The organism is Pontibacter mucosus (genome assembly GCF_003054055.1).
Taxonomy (GTDB): domain Bacteria; phylum Bacteroidota; class Bacteroidia; order Cytophagales; family Hymenobacteraceae; genus Pontibacter; species Pontibacter mucosus.
The window spans coordinates 267,037-290,408 of the sequence record NZ_QBKI01000004.1; the positions used below are offsets into that span (position 1 = coordinate 267,037).

The 23,372-nt window shown below is 54.1% G+C and carries 19 protein-coding genes and 1 pseudogene; 4 read left to right on the forward strand and 16 right to left on the reverse strand.

The window, feature by feature from the left end:
• Positions 1 to 2 precede the first annotated feature (2 nt).
• The 10 genes and pseudogenes from gatC to C8N40_RS09860 form a co-directional block, all read right to left on the reverse strand.
• Positions 3 to 290: an Asp-tRNA(Asn)/Glu-tRNA(Gln) amidotransferase subunit GatC gene (gene gatC / locus C8N40_RS09820; RefSeq protein ID WP_092101546.1), complete on the reverse strand. Its 288-nt coding sequence runs from the start codon at positions 288 to 290 to the stop codon at positions 3 to 5.
• A complete protein-coding gene (locus tag C8N40_RS09825) occupies positions 232 to 1,038 on the reverse strand; it encodes a lysophospholipid acyltransferase family protein (protein WP_108211600.1) in 807 nt (268 codons plus the stop codon). Before C8N40_RS09825 ends, gatC begins: the two co-directional genes overlap by 59 nt.
• 99 nt (positions 1,039 to 1,137) lie before the next feature.
• Entirely contained in the window at positions 1,138 to 1,701 is a 564-nt protein-coding gene (locus C8N40_RS09830; protein WP_108211601.1) for an NUDIX domain-containing protein, read from the reverse strand.
• A 103-nt stretch (positions 1,702 to 1,804) separates the two neighbouring features.
• Complete coding sequence (locus C8N40_RS09835; RefSeq protein ID WP_108211602.1) at positions 1,805 to 2,134, reverse strand: DUF1801 domain-containing protein; 330 nt, start codon at positions 2,132 to 2,134, stop codon at positions 1,805 to 1,807.
• 113 nt (positions 2,135 to 2,247) lie between these two features.
• A complete protein-coding gene (locus C8N40_RS09840; protein WP_108211603.1) occupies positions 2,248 to 2,628 on the reverse strand; it encodes a RidA family protein in 381 nt (126 codons plus the stop codon).
• Between the two features lie 880 nt (positions 2,629 to 3,508).
• A complete protein-coding gene (gene acs, locus C8N40_RS22930) occupies positions 3,509 to 5,407 on the reverse strand; it encodes an acetate--CoA ligase (protein ID WP_211318076.1) in 1,899 nt (632 codons plus the stop codon).
• A gap of 78 nt (positions 5,408 to 5,485) precedes the next feature.
• Positions 5,486 to 7,378 (reverse strand): annotated as a pseudogene (locus tag C8N40_RS22935) (propionyl-CoA synthetase); the annotation flags it as partial.
• A 97-nt stretch (positions 7,379 to 7,475) separates the two neighbouring features.
• Positions 7,476 to 9,167 carry a sodium:solute symporter family protein gene (locus C8N40_RS09850; protein WP_108211605.1) on the reverse strand — a complete coding sequence of 564 codons (1,692 nt, stop codon included), beginning with the start codon at positions 9,165 to 9,167 and terminating at the stop codon, positions 7,476 to 7,478.
• A 27-nt stretch (positions 9,168 to 9,194) separates the two neighbouring features.
• Positions 9,195 to 9,458 carry a DUF4212 domain-containing protein gene (locus C8N40_RS09855; protein ID WP_108211606.1) on the reverse strand — a complete coding sequence of 88 codons (264 nt, stop codon included), beginning with the start codon at positions 9,456 to 9,458 and terminating at the stop codon, positions 9,195 to 9,197.
• A 275-nt stretch (positions 9,459 to 9,733) separates the two neighbouring features.
• The gene (locus C8N40_RS09860) at positions 9,734 to 10,462 is read right to left on the reverse strand and encodes an SDR family NAD(P)-dependent oxidoreductase (protein ID WP_108211607.1); all 729 of its coding nucleotides are present in this window, start codon (positions 10,460 to 10,462) and stop codon (positions 9,734 to 9,736) included.
• A gap of 239 nt (positions 10,463 to 10,701) precedes the next feature.
• On the opposite strand from C8N40_RS09860, the gene C8N40_RS22640 reads away from it, so the two are divergent.
• Positions 10,702 to 10,869 carry a hypothetical protein gene (locus C8N40_RS22640; RefSeq protein WP_170114072.1) on the forward strand — a complete coding sequence of 56 codons (168 nt, stop codon included), beginning with the start codon at positions 10,702 to 10,704 and terminating at the stop codon, positions 10,867 to 10,869.
• Between the two features lie 87 nt (positions 10,870 to 10,956).
• Here the strand turns inward: C8N40_RS22640 and hslU are convergent, their stop codons facing one another.
• From hslU to lon, 3 genes are all read right to left on the reverse strand, one after another.
• A complete protein-coding gene (gene hslU, locus C8N40_RS09865; RefSeq protein WP_108211608.1) occupies positions 10,957 to 12,351 on the reverse strand; it encodes an ATP-dependent protease ATPase subunit HslU in 1,395 nt (464 codons plus the stop codon).
• Between the two features lie 69 nt (positions 12,352 to 12,420).
• A complete protein-coding gene (gene porQ / locus C8N40_RS09870; protein WP_108211609.1) occupies positions 12,421 to 13,464 on the reverse strand; it encodes a type IX secretion system protein PorQ in 1,044 nt (347 codons plus the stop codon).
• Positions 13,465 to 13,644: 180 nt separating this feature from the next.
• On the reverse strand, positions 13,645 to 16,131 hold the full coding sequence (gene lon, locus C8N40_RS09875; protein WP_108211610.1) for an endopeptidase La: 2,487 nt from the start codon (positions 16,129 to 16,131) through the stop codon (positions 13,645 to 13,647).
• A gap of 223 nt (positions 16,132 to 16,354) precedes the next feature.
• Here lon and C8N40_RS09880 point away from each other — a divergent pair, with 223 nt between their 5' ends.
• The 3 genes from C8N40_RS09880 to C8N40_RS09890 all read left to right on the forward strand — a co-directional run bounded on the left by C8N40_RS09880 (position 16,355) and on the right by C8N40_RS09890 (position 19,616).
• Positions 16,355 to 18,328, forward strand: a complete 1,974-nt coding sequence (locus C8N40_RS09880; RefSeq protein WP_108211768.1) for an OmpA family protein — start codon at positions 16,355 to 16,357, stop codon at positions 18,326 to 18,328.
• 212 nt (positions 18,329 to 18,540) lie between these two features.
• Positions 18,541 to 18,792, forward strand: coding sequence for a hypothetical protein (locus C8N40_RS09885; protein ID WP_108211611.1), 252 nt, complete (start codon positions 18,541 to 18,543; stop codon positions 18,790 to 18,792).
• A 65-nt stretch (positions 18,793 to 18,857) separates the two neighbouring features.
• A complete protein-coding gene (locus tag C8N40_RS09890; RefSeq protein ID WP_108211612.1) occupies positions 18,858 to 19,616 on the forward strand; it encodes a DUF4184 family protein in 759 nt (252 codons plus the stop codon).
• A gap of 51 nt (positions 19,617 to 19,667) precedes the next feature.
• Here C8N40_RS09890 and C8N40_RS09895 read toward each other — a convergent pair whose 3' ends face one another.
• The 3 genes from C8N40_RS09895 to C8N40_RS09905 are packed head-to-tail and all read right to left on the reverse strand — an operon-like array spanning position 19,668 to position 23,367.
• The gene (locus tag C8N40_RS09895) at positions 19,668 to 20,828 is read right to left on the reverse strand and encodes a LysM peptidoglycan-binding domain-containing protein (RefSeq protein ID WP_108211613.1); all 1,161 of its coding nucleotides are present in this window, start codon (positions 20,826 to 20,828) and stop codon (positions 19,668 to 19,670) included.
• Positions 20,829 to 20,842: 14 nt separating this feature from the next.
• Positions 20,843 to 22,156, reverse strand: coding sequence for an RIP metalloprotease RseP (gene rseP / locus C8N40_RS09900; RefSeq protein WP_108211614.1), 1,314 nt, complete (start codon positions 22,154 to 22,156; stop codon positions 20,843 to 20,845).
• Positions 22,157 to 22,215: 59 nt separating this feature from the next.
• A complete protein-coding gene (locus tag C8N40_RS09905; RefSeq protein WP_108211615.1) occupies positions 22,216 to 23,367 on the reverse strand; it encodes a 1-deoxy-D-xylulose-5-phosphate reductoisomerase in 1,152 nt (383 codons plus the stop codon).
• Positions 23,368 to 23,372 lie beyond the last annotated feature (5 nt).

Genomic DNA, 23,372 nt, shown 5'->3' on the forward strand with positions numbered 1-23,372 from the left:
ATTTATTCCAGCACTTTCGGCACACGGAAATAATCGGAGTCTTTTTTGGGTGCGTTCTGTAAGGCTTCCTCGTGGGTGATGGTGTTGCGGGGCTCGTCCTCACGCAGCACGTTCACCTCCTCCGACATATGGATAAGCGGGGCCACGTGCTCGGTGTCGAGCTGGCGCAGCTGGTCTACCCAGTTCAGGATCTTGTTCAGGTCCTGCAGCACCTCCTGCTCCTTTTCCTCGTTAAACTCCAGCCTTGCTAAGTGCGCTATCTTGCGGATGGTTTGAATATCTGTTGACATGTACTTTTGTATGTTTCGAAATTTCAGCCTGAATAATGTTAAATACCTGCTCTTTCAGCCGTGGCAGGTCCTCCAGCGTCATGCCCCTGGTCTCGATTGGCTCGTGCAGCACAATCTTGAGCGGGTGCCAGCGCACCTTCAGCTTACCGTCCAGGTCGGGCAAAAAGTGCTGGTTGTAGGGCATGGTTACCGGCACCACGGGCACCTGCTTCTCAATAGCCAGTTTAAAGGGACCGTCCTTAAAGGCCATCAGCTTCTCGCCGGCGGTTTTCGGAATAGTGCCTTCCGGGAAAATAGCCAGGCTACGCCCCTCCTCCAGCGTTTTTGCCGACTTTATATAGCTTTTGGCACTGCTGATGGCGCTTCTGCGGTCTACGGATATGTATAGTTTCTCATACACCTTGCCCCACAGCGGCACCTTGCACAAATCGGCCTTTCCCACAAAGTTAAGAAATCCGGGGATGGCATGCAGCATGACCGGGATATCGAGGTAGGAGCTATGGTTGGGGGCAAAAATGTAGCGTTGCTTCGGGTTGTGCCTGAAGTGCCACTCTACCTGCAACGGCACCAGGAACATGCGCAGCGAGGTGGAGGACCAGAACCTGTTGATACCATGCAGCCTCCTGTACCACTGTTCCCGGCGCATCAGCACGGCCTGCAGCGGATAGGTAACCACGAAAGGAAGCACAAACCAGGTAACGCACCAGGTAGTATAAATCCGATGTGATAAGTATTTTATGGCCTTCATCTGCTCAAATGTAAGTATAATCCCTGGGTTTGCCGCCGCACGGCGTGCCTGTATAACGCAGAAATTTCCTGCTTTTATACTTTAGCAAAGTATAAAGGGCTACAGCCGGCCCTGTTGCTGCAGCAGAAACGCCGCTTTCAGGATTCCGGCCACGCTGATGGCATCCGTAATCTCGTTGTTGGTGGCCATGCGCACCGCCTCCTGAAAGGGCACCTTTTTGATGTGCAGCACCTCAGTTTCTTCAAAAGCAGTTTCGCCGGCGGTTAGTTCCTCGGCCAGAAAAACAAAGCCCTCCTCATCGGTTACGGAGTTGGACGTATGGAGCCGGCAGATATTCGTCCACTTGGCGGCCGTGAAACCGGTTTCCTCCTGCAGCTCGCGCTTGGCCGATTCCAAGATGTCCTTTTCCACCAGCCCGCCGCCCATGGGTATTTCCCAGCTATACTCGTGCAGGGGGTAGCGGTACTGGCCAATCAGGTAAGTATAGCCCTCGTCATCTATGGGTATAATGCCGATGGCTTTGTTTTTCATACTTACCACGCCGTAGATGCCTTCGCTGCCGCCGGGGGTAAGCACTTTGTCTTCGCGCAGTTTAATCCAGGGGTTCTGGTAAATCTCCCGGCTGGACAGGGTGGTCCAGGGGTTATGTGTTTCGTCGATCATAGCTTAAAAAGTTGCCAGTGCAAAGATAGGAAAGATGCGGGTCTTCAGGCTACCTTGGCCTAGCTGTAAAAATCTTGCTGTAGCTTTTAAAAGACCAGCTACACTAAGCCGAAGCCGCTTTGAACCACTCCCGCAGCAGCGCCTTGTCTATATCAGCAGCAGATTTGAGTTTGATGTGCCGCATATCCTTGCCTGTGCCTTCCAGCAGGTTGTGCTCGTCGGATAGCTTCTCAAACTGGAAGAAGCCCAGCGTAACGTAGGCTTTCGCTGTTTTGAGGTAGGCAAAGTCTTTCGCTGCTTTGAAAACAGGCCGGCTCCATTTCAACTCCTCTACCACATTTGGCACGCTCTCGTGTACGAGTTGGCGTACCGCCTCCATGATCTCCTGGTGCTTGCCGGCATTGGTGATGTATTCTGTTACCTGTGGGTTCATGAAGTATATTTTATACTTTGGTTTGGTGAAGTAACAAGACGTATAGCTTTAAAACTACAGAAATTATACTTTATACTTACTCGTAGCTACATACAAGTGACATAAGTATAAAATCAGCCTTTCCGGGCTATCATTTCCATCTCTACCTGCGCGCCCAGTGGAAGCGAGGCTACGCCGATGGTGGTGCGGGCGGGGTATGGCTCAGAAAACTGAGTCTTGTATACTTCGTTCATGGCACTGAAATTGGCCATATCGGTTAAGAACACATTTACCTTTACCACATGATCCGGTGTTAGCCCGGCCGCGGCCAGCACCTGAAAGAGGTTTTTAAAACACTGCTCCGTCTGGGCGCTAATGTCTCCCTCCACCAGTTTACCGTTTGTGGCGTCAATAGGCGTTTGCCCGGACAGGAAAATAAGCTCGCCCGCCTGAACGGCATGGGAATAGGGGCCTACGGCTACGGCGCCTCCGGCGGTAAATGCTTTTCTGGGCATGAGTAGGTTTCTAGGTTAATTGTTAAGTATAGATAACTAGCGTCTAAACTCAATAAACATACGCTTTTTTGTTGAAATCTGTAGATTACTGCAAATGTCTAAACACACATTTATACCTATATTTCATCATCGCCTCACAAGCTTTGTTCTCCGCTTTTGCCCGGTGCTTGTAGCTTTAGCAGAATATTATACCAGTAGATGGGTTTTGATAAGTTAGTTGGGGATAATATACTTTAGCTATACTTTCCTAGCTACTGCTTCCTGCAACTTGAACCAAGCTATCCTTGCTAGCCCCCGTTCATCCTCTAGTACCCACAAGCGGTTCGTTTCACATCTAGCTTTGGTGCTCTCAAGCCCGAGAGGGCTCGCCTTCGGACATCGCGCTGTCTACATTTCCTTTGCTCCTGACGTCGCAATGCCCTTCGGGCACCGGAAAAACTCGCATAGGCGCCTCCCAGAAAAACTGCGAATCATTTAGGTAGCCGAGGCCTATTCTGTCATCTCGACCTTCGGGAGAGATCTGGATAGAATCCCCGATAGATCTCTCACTACGTTCGAGATGACAAGGAAAGAATGGAGTATAAATTCCCCTCTTGGGAGGGGTCAGGGGTGGGTTTATACTTTGTAGGGACAGGTCGCGACCTGTCCGCGCGAGAACTGAGGCTATGGAATTGATACTTCACCCGCAGTAACTATAGAACTTATACTTCAGCCAAAGCAATCACAGTGCTCCCCTCCTTGGCTAAGGAGGAGCAGGGGTGGTTGGGCCCGGGACTGCTGAGGAAATCCTCCATACTCTGTCATGATGTAAATACGGCTATCATCTAAAAATAAAAACCCCCTCCTGAAAACAGGAGGGGGTAAGGGGGAGGTTATACTTTTACAACGCCCCGGCCTTTATCTCATCCACCACATCCGGGTCGAGCAGCGTGGACGTGTCGCCCAGGTTGGACGTTTCGCCCTCGGCTATTTTGCGCAGAATGCGGCGCATGATTTTGCCCGAACGCGTCTTCGGCAGCCCGCTTACGAGCTGGATCTTATCCGGCTTGGCAATCTTTCCGATCTTCTCCACCACCGTCTCGATGATCTCGGCGCGCAGGTACTCCTCTTTCTCCGGAATCTCCTTGCAGATCACGAACGCATAGATGCCCTGCCCTTTCACGTCGTGCGGGTAGCCCACCACGGCCGACTCCACCACGTGCTCGTTGTGGTTGATGGCCTCTTCAATCTCAGCCGTTCCAAAACGGTGGCCGGATACGTTGATCACGTCGTCCACACGGCCGATGATGCGGTACAAGCCGTTCTCGTCGCGCTTGGCGCCGTCGCCGGTGAAGTATAAGCCTTTGTAAGTAGAGAAATAGCTCAAACGGCAGCGCTCGTGGTCGCCGTAGGTGGTGCGAATCATACCCGGCCATGGGAACTTCATGCACAGGTAACCCTCTACCCCATTCTCGGCGATTTCGTTGCCGTCACTGTCTACCAGTATCGGCTGAATACCAGGCAAAGGCAGCGCGGCATGGCTTGGCTTCATCGGCGTCACGTTGGCCAGCGTTGAGATCATGATGCCACCGGTTTCGGTCTGCCACCAGGTATCCACCACCGGGCAGCGTTCCTTGCCCACGTGGGTATGGTACCAGTGCCAGGCCTCCTCGTTTATCGGCTCACCCACTGAGCCCAGCACCTTCAGGGAGTCGAGGCTGTAGGAGAGCACGTCGTCGATATCGCCGGCCATCAGCGAGCGAATAGCCGTTGGCGCCGTGTAGAAGATCGTCACGCCATACTTGTCGCACACCTGCCAGAAGCGGCCGTTGTCCGGGTAGGTCGGCACGCCCTCAAACATCAGCGTGGTCGCGCCGCTCAGCAGCGGGCCGTAGAGCAGGTAGGTATGCCCCGTCACCCAGCCGATGTCGGCCGTACACCAGTAGATGTCGCTTTCCTGGTACTGGAACACGTTCATGAAGCTGTACTGCGCATAAACCATGTAGCCGCCGCAGGTATGCACCACACCTTTCGGTTTGCCCGTAGAGCCCGACGTATAAAGTATAAAGAGCATGTCCTCGGCATCCATTTCCTCGGCAGGGCAGTCTTTGCTTACGGTTTTCACCTCATCGTGGAACCACACATCGCGGCCTTCCACCATGTTCACAGCCCAGCCCAAACGCTCTACTACAATCACGCGCTGCACCGATGGGCAGTTCTCCAGGGCCTCGTCCACCACGCGCTTCACCGGAATCTGCTTGGCACCGCGGTTCAAACCATCAGAAGTCAGTACCATGGTCGCCTGCGCATCGTTGATGCGGTCGGCCATACTTACTGCCGAGAAACCGGCAAAGATAACAGAGTGGGTCGCGCCAATGCGGGCACAGGCCAGCACCGCAATCGCCAGCTCCGGAATCATCGGCATATAGATACAGATGCGGTCGCCTTTCTTGGCACCGTTCTTCTTGAGCACATTGGCAAACTGGCACACTTTCTCGTGCAGTTCGCGGTAAGTATAGCGGATAAAGCGTTCTTTCGGGTCGTTGGGCTCCCAAATCAGGGCCAGTTTGTTGCCGCGTGTTTTCAGGTGGCGGTCGAGGCAGTTCTCGGTAATGTTCATCTTTCCGCCCTGAAACCACTTCACGTTCGGCTCGTCAAAGTTCCAGTCCAGCACCTTGTCCCACTTCTTGCGCCAGGTAAAGGTGTCGGCAATGTCAGCCCAGAACCCCTCGGGGTCCTCCGTGCTGCGTTTGTAGGCCTCCTGGTACTCCTCGTAGGACTTAAGTTGATAATTTGTCATGGCAAGATTTAATTCTTGGTTAGATAGTGTTTTAAGGTTTATAAAAGCATTTCCGATTCGCCTGCTCTTCAGGCGGTCGCGTATTTCGGTTAGTATGGCCGGGTCGTCAATGGTAGACGGCACAGCGTAAGGAGTACCATCGGCGATGTGGCGCAGGATACGCCTCAGAATTTTGCCGGAGCGCGTCTTGGGCAGGCGCTGTACCTGCAGCACCGTTCTGAAGTAGGCCACGGCCCCAATCTTCTCCCGCACCAGCGCCACCAGCTCTTTTTCCAGTTCAAGCTCCGGAATGGTCTGCCCGTCTTTGAGCACCACCAGCCCCACGGGCCGCTGCCCTCTGAGTTCGTCCCCTATTCCAATCACGGCACACTCGGCCACGGCAGGGTGCGAGGAGACCATTTCCTCCATTTCGCCGGTGGAAAGCCTGTGGCCCGACACGTTGATTACATCGTCGATGCGGCCCATAATGTATACATAGCCGTCCTCGTCGATGTAGCCGCCGTCGCCGGTCATGTAGTAGCCCGGAAAGCGCTCCAGGTAGGATTTCCGGAACCGCTCGTCGTCCTCCCACAGCGCGGGGAGGCAGCCTGGCGGCAAAGGCAGCTTCACGGCTACAATGCCCTCCTGGCCCGGGATAAGCCGTTGCCCCTCCTCGTTGAGGATATGCACCTCGTAGCCGCTCACAGGTTTTCCTGCCGACCCGGGTTTGGCCGGGAAAGGCTCCACGCCCATCATAGTCGCCACCATCGGCCAGCCCGATTCGGTTTGCCACCAGTGGTCAATAACCGGCACTTGCAGCAGGTCCTTCGCCCAGTAATAGGTGGCCGGATCGCAACGCTCACCAGCTAAAAATAGGTATTTTAATGAAGGAGTGCCGTATTTTTTCTTAAAATGTCCGTCTGGGTCTTCTTTTTTGATAGCCCGGAAAGCGGTTGGCGCCGTGAACAGTACTTTTACCTCATGCTCCTGGATAATACGCCAGAAGGTGCCGGCATCGGGCGTGCGCACGGGCTTGCCCTCGAAAAGGATGGAGGTACAGCCATGGATAAGCGGCGCATACACCAGGTAGGAATGTCCCACAGCCCAGCCTACGTCAGAGGCCGCCCAGAACACATCGCCCGGGTCCACATCGTACACCGCCTTCATGCTATACTTTAGTGCCACGGCATGGCCACCGTTGTCGCGCACAATGCCTTTGGGCTTGCCGGTGGTGCCGGAAGTATAAAGTATGTACAGCGGGTCGGTGGCATCCACAGGTACGCATGCGGCTGGTTCTGCCTGCTCGAGCAGCTCCATATAGTCCAGGTCGCGGCCCGGCTGCAGCTCGGCCTGCACCTGTGGCCGCTGTAGGATGATGGTATGGTCTGGTTGGTGCGTGCTGCTGGCCAGCGCTTTGTCCAGCAAAGGCTTGTAGGGAATAACGTTGGAAAACTCGATGCCGCAGGAGGCAGAGATAACGACCTTGGGTTTGGCATCGTCGATGCGCACGCTTAACTCGTGCGGCGCAAAGCCCCCGAACACAACCGAGTGAATGGCTCCCAGCCGCGCGCAGGCTAGCATCGCCACCACTGCCTCGGGTATCACCGGCATGTAAATCACCACCGTATCGCCTTTGCCGATGCCCAGGTGCTGCAGCGCCCCGGCAAAGCGGGCGACCAAATCGCGCAGCTCGGCATACGTATACTTGCGGAGCACACCCGTTACCGGCGAGTCGTAGATAAGGGCGTGCTGCTCCGCCCGGCCGTTCTCGACATGGTAGTCCAGCGCCAGGTAGGCGGTGTTAAGCTGGCCGCCCTTGAACCAGCGGTAAAAGCCCTTTTCATCGGTGCTCAGGACTTGCGCAGGTTTCTCGTACCAGGCAATCTGCTCGGCCTGCTCGCCCCAGAAGCTTTCCGGGTTGGCTATACTTCGGGCATACTCCCGGGCATAGCTATTTGGTTTTCGTTGTGAAGTTCCCATAGTTCCAGCCATCTGAATTTCTGTTTAAGCATCAGGGATTTCCCCCTTCATCAAAACGCATAAAATGAGTCTTTGGGATGTGCTAAACTGCCCGCCGCATCAAAATTTATCAGTGGTGCGCCACCGCGGCACCTGACCCTCTCGGAACGCGGATGTCTTCTATCAACTCCTGAATATGCATCGGCGGTGGCGGCGTCATCCTTGACACTATGAAGGAGACGATGAAGTTAAACAGCATCCCCAACGTGCCGATGCCCTCCGGAGAGATGCCGAACCACCAGTTTTCCGGCAGGTTTGCCTCCGGGTGGATAAACTTGAAGTAGGAGATGTAGGAAATGGTAAAGGCAAGCCCTACCACCATGCCCCAGATAGCCCCCTGCTTATTCATACGCGTAGAGAAAATACCCATGATGATGACCGGGAAAAAAGAGGCCGCCGCCAGACCAAAGGCAAAGGCCACCACCTCGGCCACAAAGCCGGGCGGGTTGATACCGAAATAGCCGGCCACCACCACCGCCAGCATCGCGGCCAGGCGTGCCGCTGCCAGCTCTCGTTTTTCCGAAATTCCGGGCATAAAGGATTTCTTGAGCAAATCGTGGGAAATGGAGGTGGAAATAACCAGCAGCAAACCGGCCGCCGTGGAAAGCGCGGCCGCCAGGCCTCCGGCTGCCACCAGGGCAATCACCCAGTTAGGCAGGTTGGCAATTTCGGGGTTGGCCAGCACCATGATGTCTTTGTCGATGGTCAGCTCGTTAGCCTCGGGGTGGTTGACGTACTGCACATGGCCGTCGCCGTTTTTATCGTCGATGCTGATAAGTCCGGTTTTTTGCCAGTTCTGCACCCATTGCGGCATTTCGGCTACAGGCTGGTTGCTGATGTTGTTGAGCATGTTATAGAGGCCAAAAGCGCCGATTGCCGGCGCCGTTGTATACAGTATGGCAATAAACGCCAGCGCATACCCGGCAGATTTCCTGGCATCTCTCACTTTAGGCACGGTAAAGAAGCGCACAATAACGTGGGGCAGCCCGGCAGTACCCACCATCAGCGCGGCCGTGATAAAAAACACATCGATGGTTGATTTGGTACCGCTGGTGTAGGGGGCAAAGCCCAGTTCACCCAGCATGCCATCCAGTTTCTGCAACAGGGGCGTACCGTCCTCCAACGTGCCCCCCAAGCCGAGCTGCGGAATCGGGTGCCCGGTGAGTATGACGGAGATGAAAATGGCCGGCACCATGTAGGCAAAAATCAGCACACAGTACTGCGCTACCTGGGTGTAGGTGATGCCTTTCATACCGCCCAGCACCGCGTAAAACAGCACAATCACCATCCCGATAATCACTCCTGTCTCTATCTGCACCTCCAGGAAGCGGGAGAACACAATGCCCACGCCGCGCATCTGCCCCGCCACGTAGGTAAACGAAACAAAGATGGCACAAACCACCGCCACCAGGCGGGCTGTTTTGGAGTAGTAACGCTCGCCCACAAAGTCGGGCACGGTAAATTTACCGAACTTACGCAGGTACGGAGCCAGCAGCAGGGCCAGCAACACATAGCCACCCGTCCAGCCCATCAGGTACACCGAGCCGTCGTAGCCCATAAACGAAATCAGGCCCGCCATAGAGATAAAAGAGGCCGCGCTCATCCAGTCGGCGGCGGTGGCCATGCCGTTTGCCAGCGGGCTAACGCCGCCCCCGGCCACGTAAAACTCTTTGGTAGATCCGGCACGCGACCAAATGGCAATGCCTATGTATAAGGCAAACGTGAGGCCTACGATCAGGTAGGTCCAGGCTAAAATACTCATGGGAATTATGTTTAAGGTGAGATGGGATTAGTCTTCGTGCACGTCGAACTCGCGGTCGAGCCTGTTCATCAGCCACACATAAGCGAAGATAATCAGCATGAAAAAGTAAATAGACCCTTGCTGCGCAAACCAGAAGCCCAGCTTAAAGCCGCCCAGCGTAAACTGGTTCAGCTCCTCAACCAGCAAAATCCCGAACAGGTAGGACACAGCAAACCAGATCCCAAGTAGAAAGAGCAGGATGCGGAGATTTCGTTTCCAGTAGGCCTGCATCTTTTGTCTTTTATTATTCATCTTTTAGCAGTTAGAAGTAAGTAGGTAGTGCTTTGCTTTTTCGAGTTGATCCTCCTGCCTATACTTTAGCAGGTCGTCTTCCCCATACTTTGGCAAACCTGCATCCTGCATAAGGTGGACTTAGGTTTGAGCATAGCATTAAGAAATTAGTGAATTTGAAATATAAGAAAAAGCTTTTATACTTCAACCTCTGCACTTTAACGATGGCAGACATTAGAATAAAAAAGGCTCTGCTGTGTAGCAGAGCCTGAAAAAGAAGTATGTCTTAAAGTAGATTACATGTCCCGCACCGATACCAGCACGTCGTTATACTTGCCCGTGTTGTGGAGAAAGTCTATGATCTTTAAAGCAACCTCTTCCGGTGAGGCCAGCTCGTTATCGGCTTTATACTGCCGGAACTTCTCTACCGTGCTGAAGCGGCCGGCGTCGCTGGAGCGTATCTGGCCCTGCATCTGCGTATCCACCACGCCCGGAGAGAGGGCGTATACTTTCACGCCGGTGCCACGCTTGTCCTGCTCCAGTTGCACGGTGTGCGAAAGCATGTCGATGGCAGCCTTGGAGGCGCAGTAGCTCGCCCAACCGTCTACGGGGTACTTGCCAGCTCCCGAACTGATGTTGACAATAACCTTCTGCGCCTGCTGCTCCTGGTATACTTCCAGAAAGGTGTTCATCAGCATGGCGGGCACAATCACGTTCACGTCGAACACAAACTGAAAGCGCTCGTTGGGCATCCCCTCCCCTACATACCCGATATCGCCCAAGACGCCGGCATTGTTTATGAGCACCAGTTTCTCGGCTTCCGGGTAAGGCAGGAAGATCTTCTGCAGGTTGTGTTCCACGGCAGGTATATCGGAGAAATCGAGGGGCTGGTGGCGGTAGTTCGGGTGCTTGATGCTGCAGCTGCGCGATACGCCTACCACGCGGTTATTCTCGTCTTTCAGCAGCTCTTCGGCCAGCGCCTTGCCTATGCCCTTGCTGGCTCCGGTGATGATGTAGATGTTCAAAGTTAGAAAGTTAGAAGGTTAAAAAGTTAGAAAGTTGGAGTTAGAGGTACGGAGGAGAGGAATGTTAAGGTTATTTCCCATACTTCTCCTGATGCATTCCTTGATACAACTTGTTGATTGTGTCTTCCCCTACCTTTGCAGAAAGCTTTCCATCTATACTTTCCCTGGTCATATACTCAACTTTATACTTCCTCAAAGTATAAAATTGCCGCCAAAACAAAAAGCCAGCGTTCCTGCCTTTGCAGAAACACTGGCTTTTAAAGTATAGCCAAAGTATAAACCTGTTCCAAAGCGAGTCAGGAGACTCGCGGCACACCGGGCGGCACCGGTTGGATACCAGCGCCAGTGGCACCTTTTATACTTGGCCCGGAAGTGAATCCGCCTCAGTTATACTTTATACTTTCTAACCTTCTAACTTTTTAACTCAAAAGACGGGATATTGCACCTCTACAACTCTCTAACTCTCTAACTCCCAAACTCCCAAACCCTCTAACTTACAGAATATACTGGCTCAGGTCGCGGTTTTTCACCATGTCGGTCAGCTTTTCCTGTACCATCTCGCGGGTAACCACGATGCGGGCGTTGGCGCCGATCTTGTCCGGCACGTCGAAGAGGATGTCGTTGAGCAGACGGCTCATCACGGTGTGCAGACGGCGGGCGCCGATGTTCTCCACCTCCGTGTTCACCTCATAGGCAATAGAGGCGATCTCGTCCAGGGCCTCGTCATTAAAGGTCAGTTCCACGTTCTCAGCCGACATCAGTGCCTCGTACTGCTTGGTCAGCGCGTTTTTCGGGAACTTGAGGATCTGGTAGAAATCGTCTTTGGTCAGGCTATCCAGCTCCACACGAATCGGGAAACGGCCCTGTAATTCCGGAATCAGGTCGGATGGCTTGGCTACGTGGAAGGCACCAGCCGCAATAAACAGAATATGGTCGGTGTTGATAACGCCATACTTGGTGTTCACCGTGGAACCCTCCACAATTGGCAAGAGGTCACGCTGCACGCCTTCGCGGCTCACATCAGGACCGCCACCGCCCTTGTTGCTGGCACTGGCCACCTTGTCAATCTCATCGATAAAGATCACGCCCGAGTTCTCTGCCTTAAAAATGGCTTCCTCCTTCACCTCGTCCATGTCGATCAGCTTAGAAGCTTCTTCCTCCAGCAGGATCTTGCGTGCTTCGGCGATGGTAACTTTGCGCTTCTTGGTTTTCTTGGGCATCATGCCGCTGATCATCTCCTGGATATTCATCATCGAGGCCTCGTCCATACCCGGTCCCATTACGCCTACGCCCGGCATAGCGCTTTGCTGCACCCGGATCTCAATCTTGCGGTCTTCCAGCTCCCCGTTGCGGATCTTCTCGCGAAATTTATCACGGGTGCGCTCGTTGAGCTCGTAATCGTTGTCCGGCATGGCGTTCGGGTCTGCCGTGGTGGAGTAGGACGGAGTGGCGCGGCCCTGAATCGGTGGAATCAGCGCATCAAGTATGATATCCTCTACAACCTCAGCGGCCTTCTGCTTCACTTCCTCCTTCTTCTTGGTCTTCACCATGTTCACCGACTGCTCCACCAGGTCACGCACCATACTTTCCACGTCGCGGCCCACGTAGCCCACCTCGGTAAACTTGGAGGCCTCTACCTTGGTAAAAGGCGCATCGGCAATCTTGGCCAGGCGGCGGGCAATCTCTGTCTTACCAACACCGGTGGCTCCAATCATCAGGATATTGTTGGGCACGATGTCGGCCTGGATGCTTTTGTCGGCATTCATGCGGCGCCAGCGGTTGCGCAGCGCGATGGCCACGTTGCGCTTGGCGTCTTTCTGCCCGATGATGTATTTATCCAGCTCCGCCACAATCTGGGCTGGTGTTAAGGATGCGATATTATCTAACATGTCTTCTTCTTGTGTTTATACTTTAAAAACCGGCTCCTGCTTATAACAGGCCGCTACGCCATGGGTTTCTCAACTATTCTTCTTTCTCAAAAAGGCGCCGGTGTTCGTTGCCAGGGTGATGTAGTGCGTGACCCCCGAAGGATGAAAAAACGCGCTGCCGTAGTTCAGCTCAAAGTTCCGCACCCGCACCATGGCCCCCACGGAGAAACCTGCTCCCCCTGCTTTAGTATCTAAACGTAGTTCTTTGCGTCGGAGGTGATTGTAGCCGGCCCGCAGCTGAAAATTTTTGCTCAACACAAACTCCGCTCCTGCCACAAAGTGCCGCGCAATCTTGTCGCCCAGCTTCTTTTCCTCCTCTATTTCGTTGCCGTTTGCATCGAGTTTTCCGGGCGCGTTGGGGTCTAAGTACACAATGTCGAACTGGTAGAGCCGGTGCGCCGTGAGCGAGAGCCGCACGGGCATGTGCTCGGGTTTGTAGCTCACCCCCAGTTGCGCGTCCCAGGGCATCTGCTGCCGCTCGCCGCTGTCGAAGGGCTTTACCTGGTAACCCACGTTCTTAAACGCCAGCCCCACCGTAAAGTCCTGCTCCGGATGCCGGAACACCGCCCCCGCATCGGCCAAAAGGCCCACCGCCTGGTCGCCGGCTATACTGGATACGGCCACTTTAGCCGTAGCGCCAATCGTGAAGGCCTCCACTTCCCGGGAGTGCGTCAGCGCCAGCGCATAGTCGTTCACGTTGAAAGTGCCCAGCTCCAGTCCCGTAGGATCGCGCTGCACAAAGTCTCCGTAGTGGAGGTAATTTATACTTGCCGCCCAGCGCCCCAGCTTCTCGGAGTTGAAGGCATACACGGCGTGGCTTTGCTTGATATCGGCCAGATAGCCCACATAACTCAGGCTCACCTGCCCGTCCATCTCCTGGTTCAGCAGCGCCGGGTTTGCCGTCACCATGTTCACGTCGTGGGCACCTGCCGTTACGTTTACCCCACCCAAAGCTGCCTGCTTGGCACTGGCCGGAAGCTCCAGAAACGGAAAACCCCGCTGGCCGCCCACCTGCGCCTGCGCCGTGAGCGAAAGGCCCACCAGAGAGCAAAGTATAAAGGCGGCTTTTTTCATACTTAGTTTTGAATGAGCGAATGAGTGATTGAGTGAATTTTTAGTTTTGAATAAGGACCACAATCTCCCATACTTTCTGATTTTCCGAGCGCAGCGAGAAATAAGAGTTCATAGCTTCACACTACCTCAAATTCTTATTCGCGTTCGAAATGGTTGAGAAAGATTCACTCATTCGCTCACTCACTCATTCTCAATTTTCTCTTCCCGCACCACCAGCTTGAGCGGATGCTTCACTTTCTCCTTCAGCAACGCGATTTTCACGACCTCATCTACACGGTCCACATAGTGGATGTGCAGCCCCTTGATGTACTGCTCCGGAATCTCGTTGATGTCCTTCCGGTTCTTCTGGCTGAGGATAATGTCGGTGATGCCGGCGCGCTTGGCCGCCAGGATTTTCTCTTTGATACCGCCCACTGGCAGCACTTTGCCGCGCAGCGTTATCTCCCCCGTCATCGCCAGTCTGGATTTCACCTTGCGCTGCGTAAACACCGAGGCAATGGACGTGAAAATAGCGATACCCGCCGACGGGCCGTCTTTTGGCACGGCCCCTTCCGGGAAGTGGATGTGCAGGTCGTACTGGTCGAAGAGACGGTAGTCGATGTCGAGCAGCTCGGCGTGCGCTTTTAAGTAGGAAATCGCCGTCATCGCCGACTCTTTCATTACGTCGCCCAACTGGCCCGACAACGTCAGCTTGCCTTTGCCCCGGCTAAGTATACTTTCGATAAAGAGGATATCGCCGCCCACCGAGGTCCAGGCCAGGCCCGTTACCACGCCGGCTGTGTCGATGTCCTGGTAAATCTCCTTGTCGAAAATCTCCGAACCCAGAATCTTGGTCACATCCTCCGGCTTTATCGCAGGGTTATACTTCTCCTCCATCGCCTTTTGCTTGGCCGTGTTGCGCACCAGCTGCCCAATCTTACGCTCCAGGTTCCGCACCCCCGACTCGCGGGTGTAATCCTCGATCACCTTGTGCAGGGTAGCTTTCGATACCTTCACATCTTCCGGCTCCAGCCCGTGCTCGGTTACCTGCTTAGGTACCAGGTGGCGCTTGGCGATCTCAGTTTTCTCTTCTAAAGTATAGCCGGTCAATTCAATAATCTCCATACGGTCGCGCAGGGCGGGCTGTATGGTTTCCAGGGAGTTGGCCGTGGCAATGAACAGCACCTTCGACAGGTCGTACTCCACGTCCAGGTAGTTGTCCATAAACGTATGGTTCTGCTCCGGGTCCAGCACCTCCAGCAAGGCCGAAGAAGGGTCGCCACGGAAATCAGAAGCCAGTTTATCGATTTCGTCAAGTATAATCACCGGGTTAGAGGAGCCCGTTTTCTTAATTTGGCTGATGATCTTGCCCGGCATGGCACCCACGTAGGTACGGCGGTGCCCGCGGATCTCGGCCTCATCGCGCACCCCGCCCAGCGACATGCGCACGTAGTTGCGGCCCAGGGCTTTGGCAATGGAACGGCCCAGCGAGGTTTTACCCACGCCCGGAGGTCCGTACAGGCACAGAATAGGTGCCTTCATGTCGTTTTTGAGCTTGAGCACAGCCAGGTACTCCAGAATGCGCTCCTTCACCTTCTCCAGCCCGTAGTGGTCGGCATCGAGGATTTTCTTGGTGCGCTTCAGGTTGAAATTATCTTTGGTATACTCGTTCCAGGGCAGGTCCAGCAGGAACTCGAGGTAGTTGACGGACACCGGGTACTCGGCGGCCTGCGGATTCAGGCGGGCCAGTTTGTCGATTTCCTTCTTGAAATGCTGCGCCACCGGCTCGGGCCATTTCTTTTTCAGGGCACGCTCGCGGAAGCGCTCGATCTCCTGGTCGGGTCCCTCCTGCCCCAGCTCGTCCTGCAATACTTTTATCTGCTGGCGCAGGAAATAATCGCGCTGCTGCTGATCCAGGTCGGTGTGTACTTTAGAGTGGATTTCCTGCTTCAGTTCGAGCAGCTGTATTTCGCGGAGCATGAGCTCCAGCAACTGGGTGCCGCGCTCCTTGCTGTCGTTCACCTCCAGCAGTTCCTGTTTCTGGGCCACTTCCACGTTCAGGTTGCTCGACAGGAAGTGCGTCAGGAAGCTTGGGCTGTCGATGTTGTCGAGCGCCACCTGCGCCTCCTGCGGAATTTCCGGGTTCAGCTTCAGCATCTTGGCCGCCGCATCTTTGAGCGAGTGCACCAGCGCCTTCACCTCGCGGCTCTGCTTGTCCATCGGGGTCTCCTCGCAAAGGCTGACCTTAGCCGTTAAGAAAGGATCTTCCTGGGTAACCTCGTCGATTTTGAAGCGGCTTTGGCCTTGTATGATGATGGTCGTGTTGCCGTCGGGCAGCACCAGCATCTTGAGTATCTTGGCCACGGTGCCTACGCCGTACAGGTCTTCAGCTGTTGGGTCGTCAGAGTTCGTATTTTTCTGCGCCACCACTCCTATCACGCTGCCGCTGCTGTGCGCCTTGCGCACCAGCTTGACAGATTTTTTGCGGCTTACGGTAATCGGCAGCACCACCCCCGGAAACAGCACCGTGTTGCGCACCGCCAGAATCGGCAGCTCGTCAGGCAGGTTTACGGATTTGATATCGTCCTCTATTTCAGCAGTTATCACAGGTATTAGCTCCATGCCGTCATCGTCCGAAGCGCTACTGAGAAGTAAGTTTTGAAGAAAATGCTTTAGTGTTTGGTTCATATGTAGATCAGTGCCAATTTGGCAGGGAAACGCATCAGTCCCCCCGTTTCCCTGCGTTGCTGATATTGTTCAAGTCTTGTGCCAAGGGTGCTGCCCTGCTGATTTGTCTGCCTTTAAAAGGATATTAGTCTTCCCGCAAAAAAATAGCATTATCCAACTGCACTATTACAATAATATAGCGCAAAATAAATATCTTTGAGCGTTGGGCAAAATTACATCGCTGATGAAACGCTTGTTCCTGTTGGTATATCTCCTGCTCACGTTCCTGCTGCCTGCGGCTGTGCAGGCGCAGCAAATCACCAATGTAGAGCCCGAGGCAATTACCGAAGCGAAGATCCAGGTTTCAGAGCTTCAGCCAACCTCCGAGTTTCACCTCGATTTCCCCAATTTAAACAAAATCCCTTATTATCACGACCGTAAAAAGCTCTCGCTGATTAACCGGCTGGAGAAACGCAGGCAGTACGGCAAGGTGCTTCCGCTGCTGGAGGAGTATGTGCATAACTTTGGGATAGAGAATTTTTACAAGGACACCGAGCTGCTGTGGCGCCTGGGCCAGCTGCTCGAGCGCCAGGGCAACACAGAAAAAGCCAAGGCCCTGTACCGCCTCGTGCTCAAGCACCACCGCTCCGATGCGCGCACCATCATATCTTACTACGACTCGCTGGAGCAGAATACGAAAGACTATTACGTACCGCTGGACTATTACTACGAGCTGGTGGAGTACCGCAAGTCCATCGCCACGTTTAAGCCGCCGCAAGGGGTGTACCTTAACATGGGTTACGCCATCAACTCGCCCTACGCCGACTACGGCCCCACCCTGAACGACGAGAACGAGCTGCTCATCTTCACCTCCAAGCGCAACGTGGTGGGACTGCACAACCGTACCAACGAGGATTTATACTTCAGCAAGCAAAATAACGGCTTCTGGGAGGAGGCACAGTCGTTTGGCAAGCCGATCAACAGCATTTACAACGAAGGCTCTGCCTGCCTGAGCCGCGACGGCAAGACGCTATACTTTGCCCGCTGCGAGGCGCCCGACAGCTACGGCAACTGCGATATTTACGTGGCCACGCGCCAGGAGGACGGCAGCTGGGGCCAGATACGGAACCTGGGCCAGAATGTGAACAGCCCCGCCTGGGACTCGCAGCCCACCCTCTCCCAAAACGAAGACACGTTATACTTTGCCTCCGACCGGCTGGGCGGTTTCGGCCTCTCCGACATCTACTTTACCCATAAAACAAAGTCAGGTAACTGGGCTCCGGCGCAGAACCTGGGGCCGGTTGTCAACACCCGCGAGAGTGAGGTAAGCCCTTTTCTGCACCCCAAGTTTCAGGTTTTATACTTTAGCTCGCGCGGCCAGCTCAACCACTTCGGCGATTTCGACATCTACAAAACGTACCAGTCTCGGGGGCATTGGCAGGAGCCGCGCAACATTGGGCCTTTGGTGAACGGCCGTGGCAGCGAGTATTATTTCACCATCGATGCTGAGTCGAGGAACCTATACTATGCCCGCTCAGAGGCCAACGACATCCAGAACCTGGATTTATACTCTTTCCCGCTGCCTATGGAGGCCCACCCGCTGGCCGTAACCAAGGTGGAGGGCACGCTGCGGGACTCGGTTACGAACAAGCCACTTTCTGCAGTGGTGTCGGTGATTGATTTGGACAATGGCATTGAGATCTCGAGTAAGTATGTGCGCCCGGACGGATCGTTCGAGTTTAACCTCATCGACAATGCCCGCTACCTGATCCTTATCCAGAGCCCGGATTTCTTCACAATCGAGCGGGAGCTGGAGCTGCGCGGCGATACCTCGCTGGACTTCATGACCTCTGTGATCGACTACAGCATCCCGCTGGTGTTCAAGAACATTGAGTTCGACCCGATGCAGTCGGATATTACGCCGGAGATGGAGCCCATCCTGGATGAGGTGGCTTACTTCCTGATTGACCACCCTACTTACCTGTTGGAGATTGCCGGCCATACCGACAGCGCCGGAGATGCAGAGTTTAACCAGGTGCTCTCGCAGGACCGTGCAGATGCCATCAAGCGCTACATCGAGCGCAAGGTAAACATCGGCAGCGACCGCATTGAGGCCATCGGCTACGGTAGCAGCAAGCCTATCCGGGAGGAGCAAACCGAGGAAGACCGCCGCATTAACCGCCGCGTTGAGTTCAAGATCATTAAGCTGAGGCAGTAAGTTACTTAGTTGGAGTATTTATACTTTACTTTGCCTGAAACGCTAAAGTATGACGGCCATACTTTATACTTTGATTTGCGATTCACCCGCCCCTCCATGGAGGGGAATTATATTACTCTTGCGCGAATTCCCCTCCCTGGAGGGGTTAGGGGCGGGTTTACACCTTCACTACTGCAGTAGACAAAATCTGAGCTTTATACTTTGAGACAAGTATGACAGAAGATATTTTCTCAGGCTTTTCGTTGCTGGAACGACTGGGAGCCGCTACCCGCTGGCTCTACTATTTTCTGCATAGCGAACTGACCGGCAGCAGGCGCCGGAAGTATGGCGAATTTTACGAAGGCAAAAAAGGATGGAGATTTTCCAGGAAGACCCACAATGCCATCTATAATAACGTAGTGGGCACCATTACCCTGCTTGTTATCATCGTTCTGCTGGTGTTCCCCTCCGATAACTTTTATTGAAAGTATAAAAGCTGAGCCTCCTTCCTGAAATTTGCGTTAGCTTGTAGGGGAACACCAGAAGTCCTATGCCTTTTACAGCCGCCCACCCTGCAATCATACTTCCGCTGCTGCGCCGCCGCTGGCTTTCTGACACCGCCCTGGTAGTGGGCAGCATCGCCCCTGACTTCGAGTACTTTTTCCGCCTGGAGACGCTGAGCCGCATCAGCCATACATTGCCCGGTCTGCTGCTGTTTAACCTGCCCGTTACGCTGCTCCTGTGCCTGCTCTTCCATACGTTTGTGCGAAACCAGGCCATCCAATACCTGCCGCCATACTTTAAGCAGCGGGCCTTAGCGATAAACTACCCGGCAAACTGGCTGCACTACCTGCGCGGCAACTGGTTGGTGATCGTCGTATCGGCCCTGATTGGTTCTTTCTCGCACCTGTTCTGGGATAGCTTTACTCACACTGGTTTATACTTTGTAAACCTGTTTCCTGTCCTGTCAGAATCCATCGGCATACCCTTTACCAACGAGGAAATAGCATTGCACCGCGTGGTGCAGCACGTCAGTACCTTAGTAGGAACTATACTTATACTTTGGTACGTGCACCTGCTGCCCGCCAAGCCCTTGCCCGAAGAGGAAATGGATGCGTGGCTCTGGTTCTGGCTTCTGATTGGCACCATGGGCTATTTTTTCCTGCTGTTTAACCTGATGGTGCGGAGGCACCTGGAGCGAAAGCCCGGCCATATGATCGTCACCCTAATCAGCGGCTGGCTTCTTACGCTTCTGCTATACGGCCTGGTGGCCTGGTTGCAGCGGCAGCTGAGAATGAGAAAAGGCTGAGCCCCTCCACAGGAACCCAGCCTTTTTTATACTTTATACTTGCAATCGACTTTACTTACGGGCCGTTGGCAGGTCGGAGAGCACGCGCTTGGCCATGTTAGGCATACTGTCGCGCACAATGCGGTTCACGTCGTTAATGTTGGACTCGTAGGGGACCTTTACTTTGTTGCCCGATACGAGCTCGCCTTTGCTGTCGTAGATGCTGTAGTGCACCGTAAAATCGCGCTGGTAGTTTTGGGCGGCCCGGTCGAGGCAGTTTTCGTAGATGGTCTGCACCTCAAACTGGTTAATGAAAACGTAGTAATCGATGCCGTACTGGTTGTTAAAGTAGCTGAAGAAGTTGGGATCCTTCACCGTTACACCAAAGTGCTTGTTCGGGTCCTGGGCTACGGGCAACACTGCAGGCTGTCCTTTTATCCCCAGTTTCCCCTTCTGATCTTTTACCCAGTTCAACATGCCGCCTTTGTCCTCCTTAACGCTGGGCTGGTGGTTAAACCGGCTCTGCTTGTTATCGGCATAGGCATAGTTAAGTGATTTGTAGAGGCGGCTCAGTTCGCTCACGCTGTCGCGGTACACGCCCCCCAGCAGGTGGATGGTTTCGTAGCCATCCGGTGCCATCATGGCGTTCAGGCGGCCACGGAACACGTGCCGCACGTTCTGCAGCGGTATCCTGGACTGGCGCGCAATTTCCATGTCGGCGTCGGAGAAGTATAAATGCGGGTCGAAAGGCACCACCAGGATGCGGCTCTTAGTTTTATAGGCCGCCGTTGTTGGCCCGGGAGCCGGTGAGGCAGAGGTACTCTCCGCCGCTTTCTGAGGAGCAGCTGTTCTAGCAGGCTGTGCCGCGTTGCCGGTTGTCTTTGCCGGCGTGGCCTGAGGCGCAGGAGCCTGTGCAGCAGGCGCGGCCTTGGCCACGGCAGGTTTAGCGGCTACCTTTTTTCTTATACTTGGGTTGGAGAGGTACAGGGTCTGCCCGATCTGCAGTTTATGCTCGTTCCAGGTTTGCAGCGAGTCTATCGGAATGTTAAAGCGGCGGGAAAGGCTATAGTAAGTATCTCCTTGCTGCACCTGGTAAACGCTGTCGCTTTGGGCAGCAACAGCGTTCAGGTTTATATTTTCCAGGCCAGCCAAAGGTGCAGCCGATACCTGGTTTAATGCAATAAAAACAAAGAGGATTAAGTTTGCTAAAGCTACGCGTACGATGAAATTCATGAGAAAAATCTTTGTTAGAAGATTATCTTAAATACATCGTTAAAGATAGCGAATGCCATTAAGCCTAACAATAAAACCATCCCTACTTTCTGGGCATTTTCCAAAAAGTTATCAGACGGCTTGCGGCCGCTGATCATCTCATAGGTCAGGAAAACCACGTGGCCACCATCCAGCGCCGGAATAGGCAGGAAGTTCATAAAGGCCAGCACCATCGACAGCATACCTGTAATGCTCCAGAACTTGTACCAGTTAAAAGTATCGCCGAAGATTTGGGCAATGCCTATCGGGCCGCTCAGGGACTTGGAGGCCGAAACCTCGCCGCGGAAGATCTTGCCAAAGCCTTTCAGGTTAGCTGTAATTACACTAAAGGCCTGGTTGGTGCCGATTGGAATAGACTCACCCAGGGAATACTGCTTGGTGGCAGTCTGCAGGAGCGGCACCGCCTGGAAACCAATCGTGCCGTCTTCGCTCACATTCGCCCGCAGTTTTACCAGCTTGTTGTCGCGCTCCACCGTCATGGTAACGGCTTTGCCCGCATTGGCTTTCAGCGCCTCCTGAAACTCGTGGAAAAACTTCACGGACTCCCCGTTCACCATCGTGATGAAGTCGCCCTGCTTCAGGCCTGCCTTGGAGGCAGCACTGCCGCCCACCACCTGGCCCACCTTAAACGGCGTGCGTGGCTCTACAAAAAACACCTGGCTTTTGTTATCCGCCAGCTTATCCATCAGGTTAACGGGCACTTTGAGATCTACCAGCTGGCCGTTTCGCTCCACGGTGTAGTAGGAGTTGTTACCCAGCAGGGCATCCATCGAGCGGATATCCTCGAAGCGCTCCAGCTCTTTCCCGTTTACAGCCACCACTTTATCCCCCGTCTGGAAACCGATTTCCTGGCCCAGCTCATTGGCTACCACGCCATACTTTACTTCTTTGGCCGGGATGTACTGCTCGCCATAGTAATAAGTCAGGGCGATAAAGATGACGATACCTGTGATCACGTTTACGATAATGCCCCCCATCATCACGATGAGGCGCTGCCAGGCCGGCTTTGCGCGGAATTCCCAGGGCTTAGGCTCTTCTTTCAGGGCTTCCGTATCCATCGACTCATCCACCATGCCCGATATCTTCACAAATCCGCCCAGCGGGATCAGGCCCAGCATATACTCTGTTTCACCTATTTTTTTGCCGAAAATCTTCGGAGGGAAGCCTATTGCATACTTTTCCACACGCATGCCGAACCACTTGGCGGTCAGCATGTGTCCTAATTCGTGTAATCCAACTAAGATTGTAAGGCCCAGTATCAGCTGGCCCACCATGATCAATATATCCATCTAATAAGAAAAGTTTCTGTTTTTATAGCGCTGCCGTCAGGTGCAACAGGAAGTATAAGTTACTTGTTCAACAATAATGTGGCCAGTTTTCGTGCCTCCTCATCTGTGTTAACATAGTCATCATAAGAAGGATTCGCAATATACGTAACTTTCGCCATACAGCTTTCGATGATGTCGGACATCTGCAGAAAACCCACTTCATCACGCAGGAACGCACTGACAACCACCTCATTAGCCGCGTTCAGGATACAAGGCATGTTGCCGCCGCGCTCCATGGCCTCGAAGGCCAGTTGCAGGTTGCGGAAGGTCTTCAGGTCGGGCTGCTCAAAGGTCAGTTGGGGGTAGTCGAGAAAGCTGAACCTGGGGAAATCGGACCGGAGGCGCTGCGGGTAGCCGAGCGCGTACTGGATCGGCAGCTTCATGTCTGGCAGGCCAAGCTGCGCCTTAATGGAGCCGTCCTCGAACTGTACTAGGGAGTGAATGATGGATTGCGGATGCACCACCACCTCTATCTGATCGTTTCGCAGCCCGAACAGCCACTTGGCCTCGATCACCTCCAGGCCTTTGTTCATAAGGGAAGCCGAGTCAATGGTGATTTTGGCGCCCATGTCCCAGTTCGGGTGCTTGAGGGCCTGCGCCTTGGTAACATTGGCCAGTTCGGCAGCGGATTTTCCACGGAAAGGCCCACCGGAGGCCGTCAGGATGATTTTCTCGATCGGGTTGTGGAACTCACCGGCCAGGCACTGGAAAATGGCGCTGTGCTCAGAATCCACGGGGTAAATGTTCACGCCTTTCTCCCGGGCCAGGTTGGTGATGAGTTGGCCTGCCACCACCAGCGTTTCCTTGTTGGCCAGGGCGATCTGCTTGCCTGCCTTGATGGCATGTATGGTTGGCAGCAGTCCGGCGTAACCCACCATGGCGGTGAGCACCATGTCCACAGTACCCATCTCCACTACCGAGCAGATGGCTTTGGCGCCGGCGTATACTTTAATGTCCTCGTGCTGCAGCGCTTCCTGCACCTGTTCATACAGGTCTTCGCGGGCAATGACGACAACGTTTGGCTTAAACTCCAGCGCCTGCCGGATGAGCAGGTCGGCATTGCTATGGGCGGTGATGACTTCCAGCTCAAAGCTTTCCGGGTTTGCCCGAATCACGTCGAGTGCCTGCACGCCGATGGAGCCTGTGGAGCCAAGTATGGCGATTCTTTTCATTTTAT

Bases quoted from the DNA above. Each gene is read 5' to 3' on its own strand.
- gatC (WP_092101546.1), bottom strand. From the start codon at position 290: ATGTCAACAGATATTCAAACCATCCGCAAGATAGCGCACTTAGCAAGG.
- C8N40_RS09825 (WP_108211600.1), bottom strand. From the start codon at position 1,038: ATGAAGGCCATAAAATACTTATCACATCGGATTTATACTACCTGGTGC.
- C8N40_RS09830 (WP_108211601.1), bottom strand. From the start codon at position 1,701: ATGATCGACGAAACACATAACCCCTGGACCACCCTGTCCAGCCGGGAG.
- C8N40_RS09835 (WP_108211602.1), bottom strand. From the start codon at position 2,134: ATGAACCCACAGGTAACAGAATACATCACCAATGCCGGCAAGCACCAG.
- C8N40_RS09840 (WP_108211603.1), bottom strand. From the start codon at position 2,628: ATGCCCAGAAAAGCATTTACCGCCGGAGGCGCCGTAGCCGTAGGCCCC.
- acs (WP_211318076.1), bottom strand. From the start codon at position 5,407: ATGACAAATTATCAACTTAAGTCCTACGAGGAGTACCAGGAGGCCTAC.
- C8N40_RS09850 (WP_108211605.1), bottom strand. From the start codon at position 9,167: ATGAGTATTTTAGCCTGGACCTACCTGATCGTAGGCCTCACGTTTGCC.
- C8N40_RS09855 (WP_108211606.1), bottom strand. From the start codon at position 9,458: ATGAATAATAAAAGACAAAAGATGCAGGCCTACTGGAAACGAAATCTC.
- hslU (WP_108211608.1), bottom strand. From the start codon at position 12,351: ATGTTAGATAATATCGCATCCTTAACACCAGCCCAGATTGTGGCGGAG.
- porQ (WP_108211609.1), bottom strand. From the start codon at position 13,464: ATGAAAAAAGCCGCCTTTATACTTTGCTCTCTGGTGGGCCTTTCGCTC.
- lon (WP_108211610.1), bottom strand. From the start codon at position 16,131: ATGAACCAAACACTAAAGCATTTTCTTCAAAACTTACTTCTCAGTAGC.
- C8N40_RS09880 (WP_108211768.1), top strand. From the start codon at position 16,355: ATGAAACGCTTGTTCCTGTTGGTATATCTCCTGCTCACGTTCCTGCTG.
- C8N40_RS09885 (WP_108211611.1), top strand. From the start codon at position 18,541: ATGACAGAAGATATTTTCTCAGGCTTTTCGTTGCTGGAACGACTGGGA.
- C8N40_RS09890 (WP_108211612.1), top strand. From the start codon at position 18,858: ATGCCTTTTACAGCCGCCCACCCTGCAATCATACTTCCGCTGCTGCGC.
- C8N40_RS09895 (WP_108211613.1), bottom strand. From the start codon at position 20,828: ATGAATTTCATCGTACGCGTAGCTTTAGCAAACTTAATCCTCTTTGTT.
- rseP (WP_108211614.1), bottom strand. From the start codon at position 22,156: ATGGATATATTGATCATGGTGGGCCAGCTGATACTGGGCCTTACAATC.
- C8N40_RS09905 (WP_108211615.1), bottom strand. From the start codon at position 23,367: ATGAAAAGAATCGCCATACTTGGCTCCACAGGCTCCATCGGCGTGCAG.